This window comes from Corynebacterium sp. HMSC05C01, assembly GCF_001807155.1.
In the GTDB taxonomy this organism is placed as follows: Bacteria; Actinomycetota; Actinomycetes; order Mycobacteriales; family Mycobacteriaceae; genus Corynebacterium; species Corynebacterium coyleae.
Window position 1 is genome coordinate 21,459 of the sequence record NZ_KV787962.1, and the last position, 19,824, is coordinate 41,282.

Below are 19,824 nucleotides of genomic sequence, written 5' to 3' on the forward strand. Positions count from 1 at the left end.
TCGGATTGTGGTCCTGCATCACGAAACTCAATGAGCCGTAGAAAGGATTCCCATGGCGAAGAACTGGTCCGAAGGTGCACGCGAGGTCCGCTCCCCGCGAGGCACCGAGATCACTGCAAAGTCCTGGCAGACCGAGGCCCCGCTGCGCATGCTGCAGAACAACCTTGACCCCGAGGTTGCGGAGCGCCCCGATGACCTCGTCGTCTACGGCGGCACCGGTCGTGCGGCACGTAGCTGGGAGGCCTTTGACGCGATCGTCGATACGCTGAAGGACCTCGAGTCCGACGAGACGCTGCTGGTCCAGTCGGGCAAGCCGGTCGGCGTATGGAAGACCAACGAGTGGGCGCCGCGCGTGCTCATCGCCAACTCCAACCTGGTGGGCGACTGGGCGAACTGGGAGCATTTCCGCGAGCTCGAGGACGAGGGCCTGATGATGTACGGCCAGATGACGGCCGGTTCCTGGATCTACATCGCAACCCAGGGCATCCTGCAGGGCACCTACGAAACCTTCGCGGCTGTGGCGAAGAAGCGTTTCAACGGCACGCTCGCCGGCACCCTGACCCTGACCGGCGGCTGCGGCGGCATGGGTGGCGCACAGCCACTGTCCGTCACCCTCAACGGTGGCGCCTGCCTCATCGTCGATGTTGACGAGGGCCGCCTGAAGCGCCGCCAGGGCAAGCGCTACCTCGACGAGGTCACCACCGACCTCGAGGAAGCAATCAAGCTGGTCACCGACGCGAAGAACGAGAAGCGCGCCCTGTCCGTGGGCCTCGTCGGCAACGCGTCCGAGGTCTTCCCGGAGATGCTGCGCCGCCACCGCGCTGGCGAGTTCACCGTGGACATCGTCACCGACCAGACCTCCGCACACGACCCGCTGTCCTACCTGCCAAGCGAGATCCCGTTCGCCGACTGGCACACCGAGGCAGACGCCGACCCGACCACCTTTACCAAGAAGGCCCGCGAGGCCATGGCCGCACAGGTCCAGGCAATGGTCGAGTTCCAGGACGAGGGCGCCGAGGTGTTCGACTACGGCAACTCCATCCGCGACGAGGCCCGCAAGGCCGGCTACTCCCGCGCGTTTGAGTTCCCGGGCTTCGTCCCGGCCTACATCCGCCCGCTGTTCTGCGAGGGCCTTGGCCCGTTCCGCTGGGTTGCACTTTCCGGCGACCCGGAGGACATCAAGGTCACCGACCAGGCCATCAAGGAGGCTTTCCCGGACAACGAGCACCTGCACCGCTGGCTCGATGCGGCCGAGGAGTACGTGGAGTTCGAGGGCCTGCCGGCACGTATTTGCTGGCTGGGCTACGGCGAGCGCGCCAAGGCCGGCGTGATCTTCAACAACCTGGTCAAGGAAGGCAAGGTCAAGGCACCGATCGTCATCGGTCGCGACCACCTCGACTCCGGCTCCGTGGCCTCCCCGTACCGCGAGACCGAGTCCATGCTCGACGGCACCGACGCTGTGGCTGACTGGCCGCTGCTCAACGCCATGACCGCTGTGTCCGGCGGCGCGACCTGGGTATCCATCCACCACGGTGGTGGCGTGGGCATGGGTCGTTCCATCCACACCGGCCAGGTCACGGTGGCTGACGGCACCGAGCTCGCCGAGGCGAAGCTCAAGGCTGTGCTCACCAACGATCCGGGTATGGGCGTCATCCGCCACGTGGATGCCGGTTACTCCCGCGCCAACGAGGTCGCGCAGGAGCGCGGCGTGCGCATCCCGATGAAGTTCCAGGCACGCGACTAATCCCGCGCCGGCGAGCGCTGACGTTTCCCTCACGGGCGCGTCAGCGCTTTTCGTTACCCTGGGCCCCACGAAGCCCTCCGAAGAAAGGCACCCATGAGCACCTTTATTACTGGCATTTCCGAGCTCCGCACGGTCTCCGAGCTGGGCACCATTAAGAACGCAGCATTGCTTATCGACGACGGCGTGATCGCCTGGGTCGGCCCCGCCGACGAAGCCCCCGCGGAAGCAGCAAACGCCGCCGAAACCGTCGATGTTGGCGGGCGCGCAGTCCTGCCCGGCTGGGTAGATTCCCACTCCCACATGGTTTTCGACGGCAACCGCGCCGAAGAGTTCGAGGCCCGCATGGCCGGCGAGTCCTACGCCGCCGGCGGCATCGCCGTGACCATGGAAGCCACCCGCTCCGCAGGTGAGGAGCGCCTGGATAAGTTGGTGGCGGAGCGCGTCGCCGCAGGCCATGCGGGCGGCACCACCACGTTTGAAACCAAGACCGGCTACGGTCTGAACGTCGAGTCCGAGGCAGAGGCTGCTCGTGTGGCCGCCCGCCACGTGGACGAGGTGACGTTCCTCGGCGCACACCTGGTCCCGCCAGGGGCGGACGCTGACGAATACATCGACGAGGTCGTCGGCCCGATGCTGGATGCGGTGAAGGACCACGTGCAGTGGATCGACGTGTTCTGCGAGCGCGGAGCGTTTAACGAGGAGCAGTCCCGCCGCGTCCTCGAGGCCGGCAAAAAGGTTGGCCTGGGTGTGCGCGTGCACGGCAACCAGCTTGGGCAGGGCCCGGGCGTGAAGCTTGCGGTGGAGATGGGCGCGGCCAGCGTGGACCACGTCAACTACCTCTCCGACGAGGACTTTGAGTTGCTGGCCGGTTCGGACACCGTAGCCACGCTGCTGCCTGCCTGCGATCTGTCCACCCGCGAGGATCTTGCACCGGGGCGCAAACTTATCGACGCCGGCGCCACCGTCGCCATCGCATCCAACCTCAACCCCGGTACGTCGTTTACGTCCTCGATGAACTTCTGCGTGACCACCGCGGTGCTGCAGCAGTACCTCACGCTCGACGAGGCGATCGAGGCTGCCACCACCGGCGGTGCGAAGGCGCTGCGCCGTCACAACGTCGGCGACGGCAAGGACCCGCAGGGCCGCCCGGCCAAGGGCACGCTGGTGCCCGGCGCGGCCGCCGACCTGCACATCCTGGATGCAGAAAACGCCATCAACCTGGCCTACCGCCCAGGCATGCCGATTACGTGGCAGACCTGGGTGGCAGGCAAGAAGGTCTACGGCTAGCTAGATAGTCACCTGACGGGACTTAATGTTGTCCAGTTGTTTGCGCTCGTCTGCAGATAATGCAGCGTCGTTGGCGTACTCGGCGGTGATCTTCTTGTCCAGATCTGCCAGCGCTGCCTCGTAGGAGTCGGCCGCCACGGACGGGTCGAGGTCGAACACCGGAACAACCAGGCCGTGGGTGCGGAATGCGCCGGCGAACTTGGTGTCCTCGCCCAGGTTCAGCTCGCCACGTGCCGCGATGCGTGCCAGTGCGGACAGCATCTGCGCCTCGTTATCTTCGGTGCGCACCCAGCGGATGTGTGCCTTGCCGCCGCCCGGGTTAACCCACCAGATTGCGCCCGGCAGGTTCTCACCGATCTTCTCGGACGGCAGGACGGCGTCGTTGGCCTGGCGCAGCGCCTGCTGGATCTGCGGCGGGACCGAAGCCCCCTCCGGGAACCACCAGGAGAAGTCCTGGTAGGTGGTGATGTCCAGGGTGGCGTCGTCGCTAAGAAGCTCCGACAGCTCTGGCTGGGAACCGTCGGCGACGGTGGACTGCAGCGTCTCGCCCGGCTTCGCATTCACTACCCAGTTCAGGGCGTACGCGAGGTCGCGGCCCGGGTTCTGGGAGTGGGAGGTGACCTGAAGCGCGACGAAACGCTCGCCGCCCTGGTCCTCCTCGCGCACGAGCGCGGCACCGGCGCCCGGCAGGACGGTCACGATGTTGACCGGGGTGCCCTTCACATCCACCGTGGTCACGGCAGAGGGGACGAACTCCTGCAGCGCTACCAGGTCGGCTTCTGCTGCCAGACCGCCGTACGGGCGGGGGTCCTTCTGGAACTTCTCGCGCTCAGCGGCGCGGGCTGCGAGTTTTGCCTCGCGGCGCGACATGCCCTCGGGCAGGTCTGCGCGGTTCTTCTTTTTCTTCGGTTTGCGTTGCACCATGCGCGCAATCGTACCGGCGCGCACGACACCGGCGGGCAACAAGCTAGTCAGACACAACAGCGGTGTGGTTGCCAAAGATCTCCAGGGCAAGATCGGGAAGGTCCGTTGCCATCACATCCACGCCCTTGTCAGCGCACCACTGCATACCGCGAGGCGTGTTTACGGTCCAGGTGTACGTCTTCAAACCGCGGTATCCCAGCAGCTCAGTGCGCAGTTGCAGGTGCTGCAGCGCAGGGCCCACACCGTAGGGGCGGGAGAACATGCGGTTCTTTTTGTTCCACTTCATCTCGCGCAGGCGGAACAGGTAGAAGGTTTCCAGTTCGGGCGCCATGTCGGTGAAGTAGCGCACCGCGCGGTGGGAGAAGGATGCGAGGTGGATGTTCGGCGAGTCGTCGAGACGCGCGTACCTGAGCATGCGGAAGGTCTGTTCGTCCACCTCAGGCCCGTGCGGGGTGGGGTGTTTGGTCTCTATGTAGATGTGTTTGTCGGGGTAGTCCTGCATGAGTTCGAGCAGTTCTTCCAACAGCATGATGCGCTGCGGGTCTTCTTTGGTGCCCACGTTCAGTTCACGCAGGTCGTTGTAGTCGTTGAAGTCGATGCGCCCCCGCACGCCCGCGGTGCGGATCAGCGTGGGGTCGTGGAAGACGACAACTCGCCCGTCACGGGTGAGCCGTACATCGCATTCGATGCCGTGGATGGGAAGTTCGAGCGCCTTTTCAAACGCGCGTTGTGTGAGTTCTGGGTAGGATCCGGAAAATCCCCGGTGGGCGACGATTTTTGGTGCGGTGTTGTGGCTCACGGCCCACAGGCTACTCGCCCTTGCGCCCGCCCGCGAGTGTAAGAAGTTTGGGACAATAGCGAGCGTGCTTATCGACGACACCCGCAACGCCATCCGCAACATCACCGCAAAACTGCCCAACGCGGTATGGCGTGCGCGCCAACGGTTCTCGTTTAGCCGCGACGGCTGGCTGGCGGTACCGATCGGCGCGGTGCAGGTGTTGGGGGACCTCTCCCCCGCGATCCGCCTGCTTGGCCCGCACCGCCTGCCGCCCGCGTTTCGCTCTGGTTTGGTCGGCGCGGAGGTTGCCACGTGGGGTGCGGTGTCTCCGTCGTTGCTGCCGCACAACTGGTGGGCAACGGCGGCGAACGTGGCGGTACTCCAGGGCATCGGCCACGGGGTTGCGACGGGCCTTGCGCGCGCGTTCGGGCCGACGACCCCACCAACCGGGACCGGCCGTTTGCCCCGCCCGGCGCGTGTTGCGATGACTGCGACCACGGTTGCGGTGTTCGCCACCTCGATCCGTCGGCGCATACGGCTGAAGCGCCTGGTGCAAAGCGACGACACGTTCCGGGCTTCTGACCTCGCGGGCGGCGTGATGCTGGGCACGCTCGGATACGGCACGGTGTTGCTGGTCGGCGATGCGATCCAGTCCTTCATCGACGCGCTCAACGAGCTGCTGGGCAAGAAGTTGCCGCCGGTGGCGTCGTGGCCAATCGCCATCGTGGGCGGTGGTGTGTTGCTGGTGTTGGTAAGCGACCGGGTGGTGTTGCGCCAGTTCCTCTCCAATGCGAGCCGGCGTGCCTTTGAGCTAGACCGTGAGTACATGCGAGGCGCGGTGCAACCGCATCGCCCGCAGCGTTCGGGTTCGCCGGAGTCTTCGGTGGATTGGAACCTCATGGGTCGTCAGGGCCGCGCGGTGGTTTCCGGTGGCCCGCGAAAGGAGGACATTGAACGTGTCCTTGGTCGGGAGGCACAGGAGCCGATCCGGATCTTCGTCGGCCTGGATCTGGAGCGTGAGCAGGACGAGCCGGACTTTGAGCAGATGGCGCGCCTGGCTATTAAGGAGATGCATCGCACCGGCGCGTTTGAGCGCTCCCACATTGCGGTGATGTCGGCAGCCGGCACGGGCTGGATCAACGACTTCCACACGTCAGGGTTCGAGTTTGTCACCGGCGGCGATAGTGCGATCGTCGCTATGCAGTACTCGTATCTGCCCTCGGCGTATTCGTATCTTGCGGACCGCACGAACCCGGTGCGCTCCTCGCGCATGTTGATCGAGTACATCCTGCGCGAACTGGAAAACATCCCAGAATCCTCCCGCCCGAAGCTCTTCCTCGGCGGCGAATCGCTCGGCGCCTACGGGGTGTCCGACGCGTTCGAGTCCATCGACGAACTCTTCGAGCTCACCTCTGGCGCCGTGTTCACCGGCACGCCCGGCTTCGCCCGCAACCACAGAGAGCTAACTAAGCAGCGCCAAAAAGGTTCTCCGGAGCGCCTTCCGCTTATCGACGACGGTCTCCACGTCCGCTTCACCGCCCACCCCGACCACCTCAACCACGACTTCCAAGGCGACGCCTACGCGCAGAAGTGGGAGGCCCCGCGCGTCGTGTTCGCCCAGCACGCCTCTGACCCGGTGGTGTGGTGGGACCACAGCCTGGCGTGGCGCCGGCCGGACTGGCTGAAGGAGCCGGGCTCGCGCGGGGTTCCGGCACCGAAGGCGCAGCACTTGGATGCGCTGCACACGATGCGGTGGATGCCGTTGGTCACCTACTGGCAGATTGCCATCGACCAGTTGTCCTCCAAGGACTACCCGTCACCCCACGGGCACAACTACCACGAGGAAACCGTGGCGTATTGGAACGGCGTCATCCACGGCGAGGATGCAGGCGAAGATTCAGACGCCTCGCTGACCAAGGACGAAATCAAGCGCGCAGCAGCTTGGATCCACAACGACGCCACCAAACTGCGCCGCCCCGTCGGAGGGTTTCCCTCCAAGCACGGCTACTAGATACCGCAGGCCACCCCGGTGGAGTGGTGCGGGCAGTAGCCGTTGGGCACCTTGTGCAGGTACTGCTGGTGCTCCTCCTCAGCGAGGTAGTACGGCGCGCCGGCGTGCACTTCGGTGGTGATGTCGCCGTAGCCAGCGCTGTTCAGGTCCGCCTCGTACTGGCGGATCCACTCGCGGATCTGCTCGGCCTCTTCCTCGGTGTCGGTGTAGAAGGCGGAGCGGTACTGGGTGCCCACGTCGTTGCCTTGGCGGTAGCCCTGGGTTGGGTCATGCGCCTCGAGTGCAGTCTTAACGATCTCCTTCAGCGAGATCACCTCCGGGTCGTAGACCACCTCCACCAACTCCACGTGGTTGGTCTGGCCGGAGCAGACTTCGCGGTAGGTGGGGTTCGGGGTAATGCCGCCGCCGTAGCCGACCGAGGTCGATTCAACACCGTCGAGCTGCCAGAACATCTTCTCCGCACCCCAGAAGCAGCCAATCCCGATGAGGATGCGCTTCTGCCCCTCACGCCACGGGCCGGTAATCGGGGTGGTCAGCACGGCGTGCGGGCGGGGGTTGGCAAGGACGGGTTCGGGGCGGCCGGGGAGGGCCGTGGTGTCGTCGACAAGCTTTGGCTCAGGTGCGAAAAGAAATCCCATATCTGCTGTAACGAGTTTGGGCACAACACTGTTCCCAAATTTTCTCTACGATGGTTGCCGTACACGAAATCAAACGAAAGGAAACCATCATGGCTGTTTACGTGCTTCCTGATCTCCCGTACGCATACGACGCACTTGAGCCGCACATCTCCGCAGAGATTATGCAGCTGCACCATGACAAGCACCACGCTAACTACGTCAACGGCGCAAACACTGCACTCGAGGCTCTTGAGGCAGAGCGCAACGGCGACGCAAACGCCGACAAGATTCGCGCACTGACCAAGAACCTTGCGTTCAACCTCGGTGGACACACGAACCACTCCATCTTCTGGAAGAACATGGCACCGAACGCTGGTGGCAACCCGACCGGCGCAATCGCCGAGGCTATCGACCGCGACTTCGGCTCCTTCGAGGGCTTTAAGAAGCAGTTCGCTGCCGTGGCTAACGGCCTGCAGGGCTCCGGCTGGGCAGTGCTTGGTTACGACCACATCGCTGGCCGTCTGATCATCCAGCAGATGACCGACCAGCAGGGCAACATCTCCGTGGACTTCACCCCGGTCCTGATGCTCGATATGTGGGAGCACGCTTTCTACCTGCAGTACAAGAACGTCAAGGCTGACTACGTTGAGGCTTGGTGGAACGTTGTCAACTGGGATGACGTCAACGAGCGCTACGCAAAGGCTTCTGCATAAACCTGCAGCAACCCAGCTAATACAAACGCCCGCCACTTCCTTTCGGAGGTGGCGGGCGCTTGTTGTTTTCCCTGTGATACGTCGAGTCCGCATGAACTCAAGAAGCAGTCTAAGTTAGGGTCGCCTTAACTGCAAGTATTTTCGCAAAGTTTTTGTTGCGTAATTCCCCCGCGAGAAGTTTCGTAACATAGGCAGGGTGAGAAAAGGCAGTCCTGAATACCGCAAAGCAACGCTAGCGATGCTGGCGTTCGGCCTCGCCATCTTCAACACCCTCTACGCAACCCAGGCCCTGCTGCCCACGCTCACCACCGAGTTGGACATCACGCCCTCCACCGCCGCACTGACGGTCTCCGCCGCCACCGGCGCCCTTGCGCTGTGCGTGGTGCCGGCGTCGATCCTCTCGGAAAAGTACGGGCGCGGACGCGTCCTGGTCATCTCCGCACTGGCCGCCACCGGCATCGGATTGCTCCTGCCCATCGCCCAAAACGCCGAGCAACTCATCGCCATGCGCGCCCTCCAGGGCGCGATGATCGCCGGCACCCCGGCGGTGGCCATGACGTGGTTGTCCGAAGAACTCGACCAGCGGGACTTACCCGGCGCGATGGGGCTCTACATCGCCGGCAACAGCATCGGCGGGCTCACCGGTCGCCTCATCCCGGCAGGGCTTTTGGAGGTCACCTCCTGGCGGTGGGCGCTGTTAGGCAGCGGCCTCGTTGCCTTCCTGCTGGCAGTGATTGCCGTGTGGCTGCTTCCGGAGCAGCGCAATTTCGTACCAAAACTCTCCATCCGGCCGAGCGCGGAAATTCGCGCGATGGCCCGCCACCTTCGCAACCCCCGGCTGCTGGTGCTCTACGCCACCGCGTTCGTGGCCATGGGCGTGTTCGTCTCCATGTACAACTTCTTCGGCTTCCGCGCGGTGCTGGACTTCGGTCTGCCCGCCGCACTGTCCGGCCTGGTGTACGTGGTGTACCTGTCCGGCACCTGGTCGAGCGCGCGTGCCGGAGTGCTGCTGAAGCGCCACGGGCACGGGGTGGTGGTGCTGGCATCGTCGATACTCATGCTCCTCGGTGCGCTTGCCGCAGCCAGCGGATCGCTGTGGGTCACGCTGATTGGCCTGTTGGTGTTCACCGCCAGCTTCTTCGCGCTGCACTCCACGGCGTCCGGTTGGGTTGGGCTCATCGCTGAGCGCGACCGTGCGGAGGCCTCCAGTATGTACGTGTTCTGCTACTACATGGGCTCGTCGATCTTGGGCGCGGCCACCGGGCGTGCGTACGAGGCGTTGCCGTGGGCAGGTTTCGTCGGTGTGCTCGCTGGGCTACTTGCTGCCCTCGTGGCCACGGGTGCGGCGCTGTGGAAGGCGGAGCCCCGCTAAACCCCGCTAAACCTCGCCCAATCGTGGCACGCCCGGCGCGCCGGCGTCGAGGAAGTCGCGCACGGCACGGGTGGCCAGGCAGTCGTCTTCGTTGTAGCGGATGAGCATGTCGCGCGCGTCGATATCGCCAAGCCTGCCCGCGCGGCGCAGTGCCACGGAGCGTTCCCCATCCACGTCGTCGTCTTCCCACGCGAAGCCGACCACAGGCCCGAGTACTTTCAGGCCGAGCCCATCCGTGCCGACGAGCGAACGTCGCACCAGGGCGAACACGTCGACCCAATCCTCAGACGCGATGAACTCCGCAACCTCCGCCTCGTCCACCGAGGCAAACCTGCGTGCCGACGACCGCAGCCAGTGGTTCTCCCCACCCGCCGCATAACAGTAAGCGCGGAAGGTCTGGCCGGCCTCGCGCGCGTCGCGACGCCGCTGCATCAGCCACGACCAGAACGCGTTGAAGTTCGCCTCCTCGGCCGCACCACCAACGTCTTCCCAGGTGACAAACGCGCGGTACTCCTCGCCGTCGTACGCGCCCCACAAGTAGGCGCCCTGGTCGAGGTAGGCCTCCATGTCGATGTCGATCTCCACGTCGGCGCGCGGCACCGGCGCTAACTTCTCACGCCGCAGCACCGGGATACCGGCGCGCCAGGCGCGGGCGATGGCTGCGGGTTCGGCGGGGCCGTCGTCGATAAGCGACTGCACCGTGGTGATCCCTTCCTCGCGCCACACGTCCCCGCGGCCGCCCGGCAGGAGCAGCGAAATGTCATCGAGTTCCTCCAGGCGCGGCTTGCACAGCGGCCAGAATCGGCAGGATGCGCACTGCTTCATCCGCTTCGGCTCGTCTGGGATCTCCACGGCGAGCGCCTCACGCAACTGCGGGACGTAGCGGGCGGGGTCGACGACGTACACGCGCGCCCGATCCTGCCCAACCGCTCCGCCGCGACCATCCGCAAGCGTGCCCAGCAGGACATGCGCCATGGCCAGGCGGTACCCGTCCACCGTGTGGTGGCGGCCCTTCGCCTTCACCGTCATCGCGCGCCCCAACCCGAGCCTGGCGGTGGGCACCATCAACATCTCGTTCGTCGGATGCTCCCGCGCTACCCGGTGGTTCGAGATGATTACCGGCGCGTACCCGCGGTCGGTGCGCACGAGGATGTCAACCTCCGCGAGTGCAGGCGCCCCATCGATCTCGCCTTCGAGCGCCGCGTTAGTGATCAGGTGTGCGCGCCGCTTCAGCGCCAACCGCGTATCGACGACCCGCGCATCCACCCCCGCACCCGGATCGATATCAATGCGCGTAAACGCCTTTCCACGGCCATCCCCAACCGCCCGCTTCACCGGCAACGCATCGAACACAGCAGCACGACCCGCATCAATCTGCGGTTGGCGCAGCAGCGCATCCGGCAACTCAGGCGTATCCGGGTGCGCGCGTCGCTGACGCAGCCGGTAGCGGCACCCGACAAGATCGGATGCCCGCACCGGCTGCGCTGGTTGGGCAGTCCCGCCCACGGTGGGAGGTTTCACAATGCCTGCCACGATACCCGGGCAGCGTTGCCGGACCGACAGGTACAGTTGTTTGGAGTTAACGCAAACGAAAACGCAAGGAGTACCGACCATGGGTGTCCTGGGCATCATCCGCAAAGCACGCCGCAACGTCAAGGCCGAAATTAAGGCCGCTGAGGTGCACGCACGCCAACTGGCCAAGGATCAGGCGAAGGCCGACAAGCGCACCGCCGAACTGCTGGACAAGGCAGAAAAGCGTCTGCTGAAGGAAGAGAAGAAGGGCCTGAAGCGCAAGCGTAAGCACGAAAAGGACCTGGCTAAGGCTCACCTGAAGCGCATCGAGGAAGCCGGCATTACCAAGAAGAAGGCCCAGCAGTGGACCGGCGCCGCCCGCGTCCTCATCCCCATCGCGCTGCCGCTGATCTACAAGGCGCTGACCTCCCTGCAGCAGAACCAGGTGAACGCCAACGCAGCAGGCCTCGGCCTGTCCGCAGGTGATCTGGCGCGCCACTCCGGCCGCGGCGCCGAGCTCAAGGCCCGCATCGAGGCGATCCGCGCAAGCGTGTCCGGCTCCGGCGAGTTGACCGAGAGCTTCAAGCGTGACGCGAGCGTGCGTCTCGACGAGCTCGAGCAGGCCGTCCGCAACGCCGAACACGCCAACCCGGAGCAGCGCCGCCTGGCCCACAACTCCATCGACGAGGACCTCAACGTCCTCGCCGGCGATGTCCAGGAGCGCCTCTCCCGCTAGTTAGAGCACTCCCTGCTCGCGCGCCGACGCCACGGCCGAGGTGCGCGAGCGCACACCCAACTTGTCGTAAATGTGGACAAGGTGGGACTTCACGGTGGCCTCAGACAGCATGAGTTCGTGGCCGATCTCGCGGTTCGACGAGCCAGCAGCCACTAGTTGCAGCACCTCCAGCTCGCGCGGCGTCAGCGACGAACGTGGCGTACGCTCGCGCGTTTCCAAACGGTCGCGCACCACCGGCGACATCGTGGCATCACCGCGGGCAGTCGAGCGCACCGCCGCGACCAGCTCTTCTGGCGGGGCGTCCTTCAGCAGGTAGCCCACCGCACCGGCCTCAATCGCACCGAGGATGTCCGCATCCGTGTCGTAGTTGGTCACCACCAGCACCTTCGGCGGGTTGGACATCCGGGAACGGATCTCCGCCGTCGCCTGCGCACCCGTGGTCACACGCTGGCCTTCCGCGCCGGCGCCGAAGCGCAGGTCCATCAACACCACGTCAATGCCGCCGGCTTGCGCTGCGGCGATCGCGCCTTCCGCGGTGGCAACTTCTGCCACGACCTCGATGTCGTCCGCTTCTTCGAGCACGGCACGCAGGCCGAGGCGAACGATCTCGTGGTCGTCTGCCAGCAGGACTCTAATCACCGGGGACCTCCTCGTTTACGTCTTTTGGTTGATATTAACCGGCACGGCGACAGAAAGGGCCGTAGGCCCGCCCGGCGCGGACTCAATGTCCAACTTTCCGCCCAGTTCTGCCGCACGTGAACGCATCGCGTCCAGCCCCAGATGCCCCAACCCGCTGGGTTTGAGTTCCTGAGCATCCACGTCGAAGCCGCGTCCGTTGTCCACCACGTCCAGGCGCACCTCGTCCGGCGCATACGTCAGCGTGATGCGGGTACGGGTGGCCTCGGCGTGGTTGACCACGTTGGACACCGCCCCCTGCGCGATACGCAGCAGGCCGGCCTCCACGCGCATGGGCAGCTGGATGGCCTCGCCGTCTGTCTCCACCTCAATGTCCAACTCGCCTGCCGCGGCAAAGTCACCCGCGACCCGCTCGAGCGCTTCACGTAACGACGACTCCGTCAACGGCGCCGGCGCCAACGCCGCAATCATCGCCCGCGTTTCTGCCAGGTTGTTCGACGCCGCCCGCCGCGCAGTTTCCATCTTGCGCAACGGCTGCGTCGCGTCCACACCCAACGCTTGGATGTCGCGCTCGGCGGAGTGCAGCAGCATCTGAATGGAGGACAGGTTCTGCGCCACCGTGTCGTGAATCTCGTGAGCCAATCGTTCGCGTTCCTGCGCTACACCGGCGGCGCGCTCAGTTTCGGCGAGAAGGTCGCGGGTGGCCAGGAGTTCGTCGATAAGCTGCTGGCGCTCTTGGCTGACCTTATTGATGGTGAAAAACGCCCAATCAATCGCCATCACCACCACCGCCGACAGCGCCGGCCCCATCACCCCGCCGAGCGTGAGCCCCGCCGGGATCTGCACCGCGATACTGATCGCCAGCCCCACCACCACCCAGGCGTAGCCGAGCCAGCCGCGCATCGCCCGCAGGTACACGAAGAACAGCACAAACACCCAGTACACTGCCACCGGCGACACCGTCGTATCCGCCACCCACAACGCAGTCGCGCTAAACGCCCACACGATGCGACCCCATTTGCCCCACCGGTACATCTCCACCATGCCGTAGAACAGCAGAAACGCGAACCCGGCGGTGAGCAAAATGTGCAGCAGCGCCTCGTTCAGCGGCATCCGCGCCAGCGCGCCCAGCGACACCACCATCAGGCACACGGCCAAAATGGTGATGCCGGAATCAAGCGCGCTGTTTTCGGTACGTTTTCCGGGGTGCTGCTCCAGCAGCACTAATCTGGAGCTCATGCGTTCGAGATTACCCATCGTGCTGCTCGTGCTCGCCCTCGCCGGTTGCGGGGAGCAATCGCTTAACGACGACAACCCCACCCCCGAACCCGCACCCGCCCCCGATTCCGGCCTGCCCGTCGAAGCACTGCCGGAAACCGCACGCGACGGGTGGCAGGAATGCCCCTACCTGGACACCGAGTGGGTAGCGCGCACCAACGGCCAGCGCGTCACCGGGGTGGGCACCGACACCCGCTTCGACACCCCAGCCTGCCAGTTCTGGTCCTACCCCGAAGAACCCCAACTGACCGTGATCGTGCGCCACATGGACTCCCCCGAACAGGCCATGGCGGTGGTGGACTGGGCCACCCCAGTGGACCTCACCCAACCCGCCGACCACCCCGCAGGCTGGGACGGCGGCCGCCACGGCGGCGGGGACGTCCCCAACCGCATCGGCGCCGCATACTCCGTGGCCAAAGGCAACGTGGCCGTGACGGTGTTTACTAACCAGGATGAGTCGGTCAAAGCCGAAGCGGTCGCCACCGAAGCAATCACTAACCTAGGGCTGTAATGAACACCATCAACGTCGCCGCCATCGTATTCACCGACAGCACCGGGCGTGTCCTGTGCGTACGCAAACACTCCAGCCCGCGCTTCCAACTCCCCGGAGGCAAGCCGGAAGGCGGCGAGACTCGCCTGCAAACCGCAATGCGCGAAACCCGCGAAGAAATCGGCATCGACGTCGACCCCGAACACTTGAGCTACCTGGGCACGTTTACCGCCGAGGCCTCCAACGAGCCCGGCCACAGCGTGACCTCCACTGTGTTCCTCCACCCCGGCCTGCCCGCCGACCCGGCCCCCGCCGCCGAGATCGCCGAAGCCACCTGGATCGACCCCACCGACCACGCCGACTTTGAAATCGCGCCCCTGCTGCGCACCCAAATCTTTCCCGCGCTAACCCCCGCGAACATCAACGCCATCGCCGTGTTCGCCGGCGCCCGCGAGGGCACCGACCCGAACAACGCCACGCTCGCCCGCAGTTTCGGCGAGGCACTGGCCCGCCACGACATCACTCTGGTCTACGGCGGATCCAAGCTCGGGTTGATGGGTGAGGTGGCGAGGGGGTCGTCGAAAAGCATTGGCGTCCTCACACACCACCTGGCGCAATACGAGATCCAGTACGACGGGCTCGAGCGCCTCGAAATGGTGGACACCCTCGCCGAGCGCAAAGCACGCATGAGCGAACTTTCCGACGCCATCGTGGCCCTTCCCGGCGGCGCCGGCACCCTCGACGAACTTTTCGACGAATGGACCAACCAACAACTCGGCCTCCACCGCAAACCCATCGGGCTGCTCGGCCGCGACTTCTGGGCCCCCTTCATCGCCATGGTGGACCACATGGTCGCCCACGGCTTTGTGCGCGCCACCGACCGGGCACACCTCATCGTCGCCGACGACCCCGACGAACTCATCGCAGCACTGCGCGCCTGGCACCCACCGGTACCGCGTTGGCTCTAAGGGCTACACCGCGACGTCGTTATACGGCATCTGCGCCGACACCCATGGGTAAATAACCTCCATGAGCAGGAGGAACAGCAACACCAAAATGACGGCGGTGAGCAGCCACTTCACCACCGGCGGGCCGGGCAGTTTACGCCACAACGCTGCATACATGGGCTAATCCACCTCCGTCATCGCCGGCGGGAGCGCGCCCGCCTGGTCCTTCGGCGTCACTTCCGTGCGCACCGCGTGAATGATCATGCGCTCCGCGTTAGAGAACTGTGGGTGACACGTGGTCAATGTAATCAAGCCCTCCATGCCGGGCTCCACCTTCGTGGACTTCGACCCCGGCATCGGGTTGACCACCTCAATGTTGCCCGGCAGCGTTATCTCCCGGCCAAGCACGTGCTGGTAATCGCCCGACGCGATGCGCTCATTCATCTGCTCCGGCAAGCATCCGGCGCCCTCCGCGTGACGAGCCGCCGGATCCGGCGACAACGGCATCACCCGGTACGTCACCCATTCGCGCTGCGTCTCCACCACAATCGCGTCGCACGCCTTCAGTGCGCCAAGGTCGTTAAACGGCGCACCCTTGCCCACACGGTGACCGGCAACCGCGAAGTTGCCATCTTGGCCCGGGAACTGCGTATCCGGGTAGTGCCCCGGACCCGTGAGCAACTGCGCCTCCTGCACGCCCTCGACGATGGCGAACTGGTAGTCCTGCCCAAACGCCGGGATATACATCTTCGCAAGCGCGTCCCCCAACTCAGCCTGCTTTGCCTGACGAGGGTTCACCCACTGCTCCTCAAGCCTCGTCTGCACATCGTCCTGCATCTTCGCCGACGCCAAATTGGTCCAATAGGACTCATAAAACGCGAACAGCAACAGCAACACACCAACCGTCAGCAGGACCTCGCCAATCACCTGCGAGAAGCTAATCCGATTCTTCACAGCCCTACCTAAATGGAGTAATCCGGCGGTGGCGCACCCAGCTTGGACTTAGCCAGAGCCTTCGCGGTGTGCAGCGGTGCGCTATCACGCAAAATGCGCGCACCAGCAAGCCCACCCTCCAAAAAGATCAGCAGCTCATCCGTCAACGAGGACGAATCGTAGCCATTCTTCTCATTGAGCAACTCCGTGATCGTGGAATGCATCCACAGGCGGTGATTCCTGCAGGTCTCCACAATCCGCTCCTCGGATTCCGTCTCCGGGCGCGGGTACTCGGCCGCAGCGTTGAGGAACGGCGAGCCACGGAACTCCTTCTGGGGCTCCTCCTCGATCGCCATATCGAACAAGGCGAGGATCTTCGAATCCGCATCCGGCGCCTTCGCCGCACGCTCACCCCAACGTGAACGGTACTGCTCGTCGAGCTCCTCCAGGTACGCAACAACCAAGTTGTCCTTCGACCCCAGCAGCGAGTACAACGACGCCTTCGCCACATCCGCCTCACGCAAAATGCGGTCGATGCCGATGACGCGGATACCTTCTTCTGTAAACAGCTTCGTCGCGGCATCCAGCAGACGCTGCCGAGGACTCGGACGATCGCGGCGGCGCGCAGGCGCCTTCTTCTTACTCGTGGCGGCGGCCAATAGGAACTCCTTTCGCGCGCCTAAAACAGGACCATCTCAATATAGACAAAACGGTTCGTCTATTCCAGCGAAAAGCCCCCGGAGCAGCTCACTCCGGGGGCTCAAAGCAGATTGCTTATCGACGACTACCTGTCACCTTATTCACAATCCACAGCAGAATCACCGCACCGATCAGGCAGGTCAAGAAACTAAAGAAGCGTCCACCGCCTTCCACATCAAAGCCGAGCAGGCCAAGCAGCCAGCCACCGATGAAACCACCGATAACACCGACCAGAATGTTCAGGCCGATGCCCATCTGTGCGTCACGGTTCTGCATCTTGGATGCGATCCAGCCAGCAAGGCCGCCGATAATAATCCAGCCGATAAAACCAAGTGTTGGAGTCATGTTGGAATCCGTCCTTTTAAATAGATTTTGTCAGTTACCCCTACCATTGTCCCTCGTTTTTCGGACTTTTGGGTAACGAATCTATTACTCCTCCGGACGGACCACCATCATCGGGCACGGCGCCGACTGCAGCAGCGCACGCGAAGTGGAGCCAAGCAGCATGCCCTTGAAGCCGCCACGGCCGTGCGAACCGGTCACCAGCAACTGGGCGTTCTCTGCCGCGTTGGTCAGTGCGCGCACCGGACGGTCACGTGCAATAACCTTCTTCACCTGGACATCCGGGTACTTCTCGATCAGTTCGGCCAACAACTCGTCGAGAAGCTGCTGCTTATCCTGCTTCACAGCTTCCCAGTGATCCTCAGCCACCGCGTATCCAGCACCAGGGCCCTGGATGTGCGTATCCACCCAAGTGTGCACCGCAACCAGCTCGGCACCACGCGCCGCCGCCTCCTCGAAGGCAACTTCAGTTGCGCGCTGCGAAACCTCGGAGCCATCCACACCGACCACAACCGGGCCGTACTTGTTCTCCTCGGTCACCGCGCTATCCTCGCGCACCACCACAACCGGGCAGTTCGCGTGCGACACCACAGCACCAGAAACGGAGCCCAGCACCATGCCAGACAGGCCACCCAGACCACGGGAGCCCATCACGATCATCGTGGACTCATTCGACATACGCAGCAGCATGTCAATCGGAGAACCCTCAGCCACCGCGTGGCCAATGTGCAGGTCCGGCGCCACTTCAAGTGCGATATCGCGGGCACGATCCACGGACTGCATCGTCTCGCGCTGGAGTTCGTCGAAAATCTCCGCCGGCGGAACCATGCCCTCCGCGTACAGGAACTGCGGCATGGTGTAGCTCGCAGCCAAACGCAGCGGAATACCACGCTTCATCGCCGTATTCGCCGCCCAACGCACCGCATTATCTGAAGCGGGGCTGCCATCGACAGCAACAACGACGATGTCTTCGCGGGTCTCTTCCTGGGTCATTATCTCAGCCTTTCTGAGCTAGACAGCTGGTTATACCCACATTCTAGTCGCGCAAGCGCAAGTTAGCGGGGAATCTCCACCGGGGTTGCTGCCGGCGCATTCGCCGGATACAGCAAGTTGTAAATCAGGGTCAACGCGTCCGCGATCGCCTTACCAATGCCCTGCGAAAAGAAGCCCATCAATGGCTCAACCAATGCTCCAAGATCCATGCGGGCTAATCTACTACACACTATGGCGAGAAAGAAGGGTCCACCAGCAATGCCGCTGCCACCCCGCGGCGGCCTCGGCGCATCCCGCGCCCGCGTCCCCGAAGGCGACGGCATCCGCGCCATCGACTTCATCTGGCACCTCGTCTCCACTCAGCGCCACCGCCACCCCGAAGACAACTTTTCCGCAGTACAACAGCGTTTCGACGACTCCCTCGTCGTTCACCGCGACACCACCCCAATCTCTCCCGAGGACTGGCTGGCCCCGGGCACCGACGTCTTCTTCTACCGACGTCCCGCCCCCGAAACCGCCGTCCCCTACGACATCGTTCCAGTCTTCGAAGACGACAACATCCTCGTCGTGGACAAGCCACCATTCCTGGCGACGATGCCGCGTGCCTCCCACATCACCGAAACCGCCACCGTGCGTCTCCGTCGCGCCACCGGGAACGAAGAACTCACCCCCGCTCACAGGTTGGACCGCGGCACTTCTGGTTTGTTGCTGTTGACCAAACGCCGCGAAGTCCGTGGCGCCTACCAGGAACTTTTTGCCCGCCGGGAGGTGGACAAGATGTACGAGGCGATCGCACCGTATGTTGCACTGTCCGTACCTGCAGACTGGTCCCACCACCTGGTCAAGGTTGCTGGCGAAGCCGCTGGTTCTGTACTCGTGGGTGAGGAGCCGAACTCCCACACCGAGGTAGCTTCCGTTACTCGGCTGCCTGCCGAGCAGGAGCAGGAGTTGCAGTCGCTCTATGGCGTTACCGTTCCTCTGGCACGCTACGTCCTCCACCCAACGACCGGCCGCACCCACCAACTGCGGCTGCAAATGATGACCGAAGCCGCCCCCATCCTTGGCGACACCATCTACCCAGTCCTACTCCCCGCCGACGCCGAAGACTTCTCCCGCCCCATGCGGTTACGTTGCATCCGCTTAGGGTTTGTAGATCCATTGACCGGCGAAGATCGCTCCTTCGCGCTGAATTAGAGGCGGGAAGGCCTGACAGCTCCTTCGTTGGCCAGTCCGGCTGTCACAATCTGTCGGGACCATTTCTGACTTACCGGAACCCCGAATGCAAAACTGCACATCACACCTTTCGCTGACCTGGGCGGAGTGTAAAACCCTGCAGCCGATGAGGCATCATTTTGCATCGATAGCTGTTCGCGCCAGACATGAAGTATCTACGGGCGGGTGGAAACCGCTTGGCTCCGCATTGCGGACTAGTGGGGGTGTACCCATTAACTATGCAGCGGCATAGTCATGCCCGATCCCCTCCTTACTCTGCATTGCGGACAAGTGGGTGGACACCAACTATGCAGTGGCATAGTGAGCCTCATTCCGATTCTCACTTCGCGTTGCGGACAACCTGGTGGACACCAACGATTCTGTTGCCTCAGCCAGGTCACGGGCGGTTGGGAACCCAGCCGTTGACTATGCAGTGGGATAGTGACGCCGGTTTTGTCGTTGATTCCGCATTGCAGACATTCCGACTCCGCATTGCGGACAAGTTGGTGGTCACCAACGAAATGTAGAGGGATGGGAATGTGAAAAAACACCCGTAGATGAAACTGGGTGGTTTCGTCTACGGGTGTTTGTGTGTGAAGT

Annotated in this window: 21 protein-coding genes; 9 read left to right on the forward strand and 12 right to left on the reverse strand. The window is 63.8% G+C overall.

Annotation, left to right across the window (positions count from 1 at the left end):
* The first annotated feature begins 52 nt into the window (after positions 1-52).
* Entirely contained in the window at positions 53-1,744 is a 1,692-nt protein-coding gene (hutU, locus tag HMPREF3145_RS07660) for a urocanate hydratase (protein ID WP_083279459.1), read from the forward strand.
* A gap of 93 nt (positions 1,745-1,837) precedes the next feature.
* Positions 1,838-3,031, forward strand: a complete 1,194-nt coding sequence (gene hutI / locus HMPREF3145_RS07665; RefSeq protein WP_070422650.1) for an imidazolonepropionase — start codon at positions 1,838-1,840, stop codon at positions 3,029-3,031.
* Here hutI and HMPREF3145_RS07670 read toward each other — a convergent pair whose 3' ends face one another.
* A complete protein-coding gene (locus HMPREF3145_RS07670) occupies positions 3,032-3,955 on the reverse strand; it encodes a DUF5926 family protein (protein WP_070422668.1) in 924 nt (307 codons plus the stop codon). It abuts the gene before it with no gap.
* A 43-nt stretch (positions 3,956-3,998) separates the two neighbouring features.
* Complete coding sequence (locus tag HMPREF3145_RS07675; protein WP_070422651.1) at positions 3,999-4,754, reverse strand: glycerophosphodiester phosphodiesterase family protein; 756 nt, start codon at positions 4,752-4,754, stop codon at positions 3,999-4,001.
* Positions 4,755-4,818: 64 nt separating this feature from the next.
* Here HMPREF3145_RS07675 and HMPREF3145_RS07680 point away from each other — a divergent pair, with 64 nt between their 5' ends.
* Positions 4,819-6,744, forward strand: coding sequence for an alpha/beta-hydrolase family protein (locus HMPREF3145_RS07680; protein ID WP_246817550.1), 1,926 nt, complete (start codon positions 4,819-4,821; stop codon positions 6,742-6,744).
* Here HMPREF3145_RS07680 and msrA read toward each other — a convergent pair.
* Positions 6,741-7,382, reverse strand: coding sequence for a peptide-methionine (S)-S-oxide reductase MsrA (msrA, locus tag HMPREF3145_RS07685; protein WP_070422652.1), 642 nt, complete (start codon positions 7,380-7,382; stop codon positions 6,741-6,743). The two genes, HMPREF3145_RS07680 and msrA, sit on opposite strands and share 4 nt — an antisense overlap.
* Positions 7,383-7,471: 89 nt before the next feature.
* Between msrA and HMPREF3145_RS07690 the strand changes: the two genes are divergently transcribed.
* Together HMPREF3145_RS07690 and HMPREF3145_RS07695 are read left to right on the forward strand one after the other, a co-directional pair.
* A complete protein-coding gene (locus HMPREF3145_RS07690) occupies positions 7,472-8,074 on the forward strand; it encodes a superoxide dismutase (protein WP_070422653.1) in 603 nt (200 codons plus the stop codon).
* A 238-nt stretch (positions 8,075-8,312) separates the two neighbouring features.
* Positions 8,313-9,446, forward strand: coding sequence for an MFS transporter (locus HMPREF3145_RS07695; RefSeq protein WP_083279460.1), 1,134 nt, complete (start codon positions 8,313-8,315; stop codon positions 9,444-9,446).
* 6 nt (positions 9,447-9,452) lie between these two features.
* Here the strand turns inward: HMPREF3145_RS07695 and HMPREF3145_RS07700 are convergent, their stop codons facing one another.
* Positions 9,453-10,967, reverse strand: a complete 1,515-nt coding sequence (locus HMPREF3145_RS07700; RefSeq protein WP_246815482.1) for a TM0106 family RecB-like putative nuclease — start codon at positions 10,965-10,967, stop codon at positions 9,453-9,455.
* Between the two features lie 91 nt (positions 10,968-11,058).
* Between HMPREF3145_RS07700 and HMPREF3145_RS07705 the strand changes: the two genes are divergently transcribed.
* Positions 11,059-11,694: a DUF6474 family protein gene (locus HMPREF3145_RS07705; RefSeq protein WP_070422655.1), complete on the forward strand. Its 636-nt coding sequence runs from the start codon at positions 11,059-11,061 to the stop codon at positions 11,692-11,694.
* On the opposite strand, the gene HMPREF3145_RS07710 is transcribed toward HMPREF3145_RS07705, so the two are convergent.
* Together HMPREF3145_RS07710 and HMPREF3145_RS07715 are read right to left on the reverse strand one after the other, a co-directional pair.
* Positions 11,695-12,333: a LuxR C-terminal-related transcriptional regulator gene (locus tag HMPREF3145_RS07710; RefSeq protein WP_070422656.1), complete on the reverse strand. Its 639-nt coding sequence runs from the start codon at positions 12,331-12,333 to the stop codon at positions 11,695-11,697. It lies immediately after the preceding gene.
* 15 nt (positions 12,334-12,348) lie between these two features.
* A complete protein-coding gene (locus tag HMPREF3145_RS07715) occupies positions 12,349-13,569 on the reverse strand; it encodes a sensor histidine kinase (RefSeq protein ID WP_070422671.1) in 1,221 nt (406 codons plus the stop codon).
* On the opposite strand from HMPREF3145_RS07715, the gene HMPREF3145_RS07720 reads away from it, so the two are divergent.
* Both HMPREF3145_RS07720 and HMPREF3145_RS11500 read left to right on the forward strand, forming a co-directional pair.
* Positions 13,568-14,119, forward strand: coding sequence for a DUF2020 domain-containing protein (locus HMPREF3145_RS07720; protein WP_070422657.1), 552 nt, complete (start codon positions 13,568-13,570; stop codon positions 14,117-14,119). The two genes, HMPREF3145_RS07715 and HMPREF3145_RS07720, sit on opposite strands and share 2 nt — an antisense overlap.
* Positions 14,119-15,066 (forward strand): TIGR00730 family Rossman fold protein, encoded by a 948-nt coding sequence (locus HMPREF3145_RS11500; RefSeq protein ID WP_083279462.1) that lies wholly within the window; start codon positions 14,119-14,121, stop codon positions 15,064-15,066. Before HMPREF3145_RS07720 ends, HMPREF3145_RS11500 begins: the two co-directional genes overlap by 1 nt.
* 3 nt (positions 15,067-15,069) lie before the next feature.
* Here HMPREF3145_RS11500 and HMPREF3145_RS11850 read toward each other — a convergent pair whose 3' ends face one another.
* The 6 genes from HMPREF3145_RS11850 to HMPREF3145_RS11855 form a co-directional block, all read right to left on the reverse strand.
* The gene (locus HMPREF3145_RS11850) at positions 15,070-15,222 is read right to left on the reverse strand and encodes a hypothetical protein (protein ID WP_167617510.1); all 153 of its coding nucleotides are present in this window, start codon (positions 15,220-15,222) and stop codon (positions 15,070-15,072) included.
* Positions 15,223-15,225: 3 nt separating this feature from the next.
* On the reverse strand, positions 15,226-15,999 hold the full coding sequence (locus HMPREF3145_RS07730; protein ID WP_070422658.1) for a class E sortase: 774 nt from the start codon (positions 15,997-15,999) through the stop codon (positions 15,226-15,228).
* Positions 16,000-16,007: 8 nt separating this feature from the next.
* Positions 16,008-16,637, reverse strand: coding sequence for a TetR/AcrR family transcriptional regulator (locus tag HMPREF3145_RS07735; protein WP_070422659.1), 630 nt, complete (start codon positions 16,635-16,637; stop codon positions 16,008-16,010).
* Between the two features lie 115 nt (positions 16,638-16,752).
* Positions 16,753-17,022 carry a GlsB/YeaQ/YmgE family stress response membrane protein gene (locus tag HMPREF3145_RS07740; protein ID WP_070422660.1) on the reverse strand — a complete coding sequence of 90 codons (270 nt, stop codon included), beginning with the start codon at positions 17,020-17,022 and terminating at the stop codon, positions 16,753-16,755.
* A gap of 84 nt (positions 17,023-17,106) precedes the next feature.
* A complete protein-coding gene (locus HMPREF3145_RS07745; RefSeq protein WP_070422661.1) occupies positions 17,107-18,012 on the reverse strand; it encodes a universal stress protein in 906 nt (301 codons plus the stop codon).
* Between the two features lie 62 nt (positions 18,013-18,074).
* Complete coding sequence (locus tag HMPREF3145_RS11855) at positions 18,075-18,221, reverse strand: hypothetical protein (protein ID WP_167594476.1); 147 nt, start codon at positions 18,219-18,221, stop codon at positions 18,075-18,077.
* Between HMPREF3145_RS11855 and HMPREF3145_RS07750 the strand changes: the two genes are divergently transcribed.
* Positions 18,157-19,206 carry a pseudouridine synthase gene (locus HMPREF3145_RS07750; protein ID WP_141740840.1) on the forward strand — a complete coding sequence of 350 codons (1,050 nt, stop codon included), beginning with the start codon at positions 18,157-18,159 and terminating at the stop codon, positions 19,204-19,206. The two genes, HMPREF3145_RS11855 and HMPREF3145_RS07750, sit on opposite strands and share 65 nt — an antisense overlap.
* Positions 19,207-19,824: the final 618 nt, after the last annotated feature.

Coding starts and splice junctions, on each gene's coding strand:
- HMPREF3145_RS07715 (WP_070422671.1), bottom strand. CDS start 13,569: ATGAGCTCCAGATTAGTGCTGCTGGAGCAGCACCCCGGAAAACGTACC.
- hutI (WP_070422650.1), top strand. CDS start 1,838: ATGAGCACCTTTATTACTGGCATTTCCGAGCTCCGCACGGTCTCCGAG.
- HMPREF3145_RS07740 (WP_070422660.1), bottom strand. CDS start 17,022: ATGACTCCAACACTTGGTTTTATCGGCTGGATTATTATCGGCGGCCTT.
- HMPREF3145_RS07705 (WP_070422655.1), top strand. CDS start 11,059: ATGGGTGTCCTGGGCATCATCCGCAAAGCACGCCGCAACGTCAAGGCC.
- HMPREF3145_RS11500 (WP_083279462.1), top strand. CDS start 14,119: ATGAACACCATCAACGTCGCCGCCATCGTATTCACCGACAGCACCGGG.
- HMPREF3145_RS11855 (WP_167594476.1), bottom strand. CDS start 18,221: ATGGATCTTGGAGCATTGGTTGAGCCATTGATGGGCTTCTTTTCGCAG.
- HMPREF3145_RS07745 (WP_070422661.1), bottom strand. CDS start 18,012: ATGACCCAGGAAGAGACCCGCGAAGACATCGTCGTTGTTGCTGTCGAT.
- HMPREF3145_RS07690 (WP_070422653.1), top strand. CDS start 7,472: ATGGCTGTTTACGTGCTTCCTGATCTCCCGTACGCATACGACGCACTT.
- HMPREF3145_RS07695 (WP_083279460.1), top strand. CDS start 8,313: ATGCTGGCGTTCGGCCTCGCCATCTTCAACACCCTCTACGCAACCCAG.
- hutU (WP_083279459.1), top strand. CDS start 53: ATGGCGAAGAACTGGTCCGAAGGTGCACGCGAGGTCCGCTCCCCGCGA.
- HMPREF3145_RS07670 (WP_070422668.1), bottom strand. CDS start 3,955: ATGGTGCAACGCAAACCGAAGAAAAAGAAGAACCGCGCAGACCTGCCC.
- HMPREF3145_RS11850 (WP_167617510.1), bottom strand. CDS start 15,222: ATGTATGCAGCGTTGTGGCGTAAACTGCCCGGCCCGCCGGTGGTGAAG.
- HMPREF3145_RS07720 (WP_070422657.1), top strand. CDS start 13,568: ATGCGTTCGAGATTACCCATCGTGCTGCTCGTGCTCGCCCTCGCCGGT.
- msrA (WP_070422652.1), bottom strand. CDS start 7,382: ATGGGATTTCTTTTCGCACCTGAGCCAAAGCTTGTCGACGACACCACG.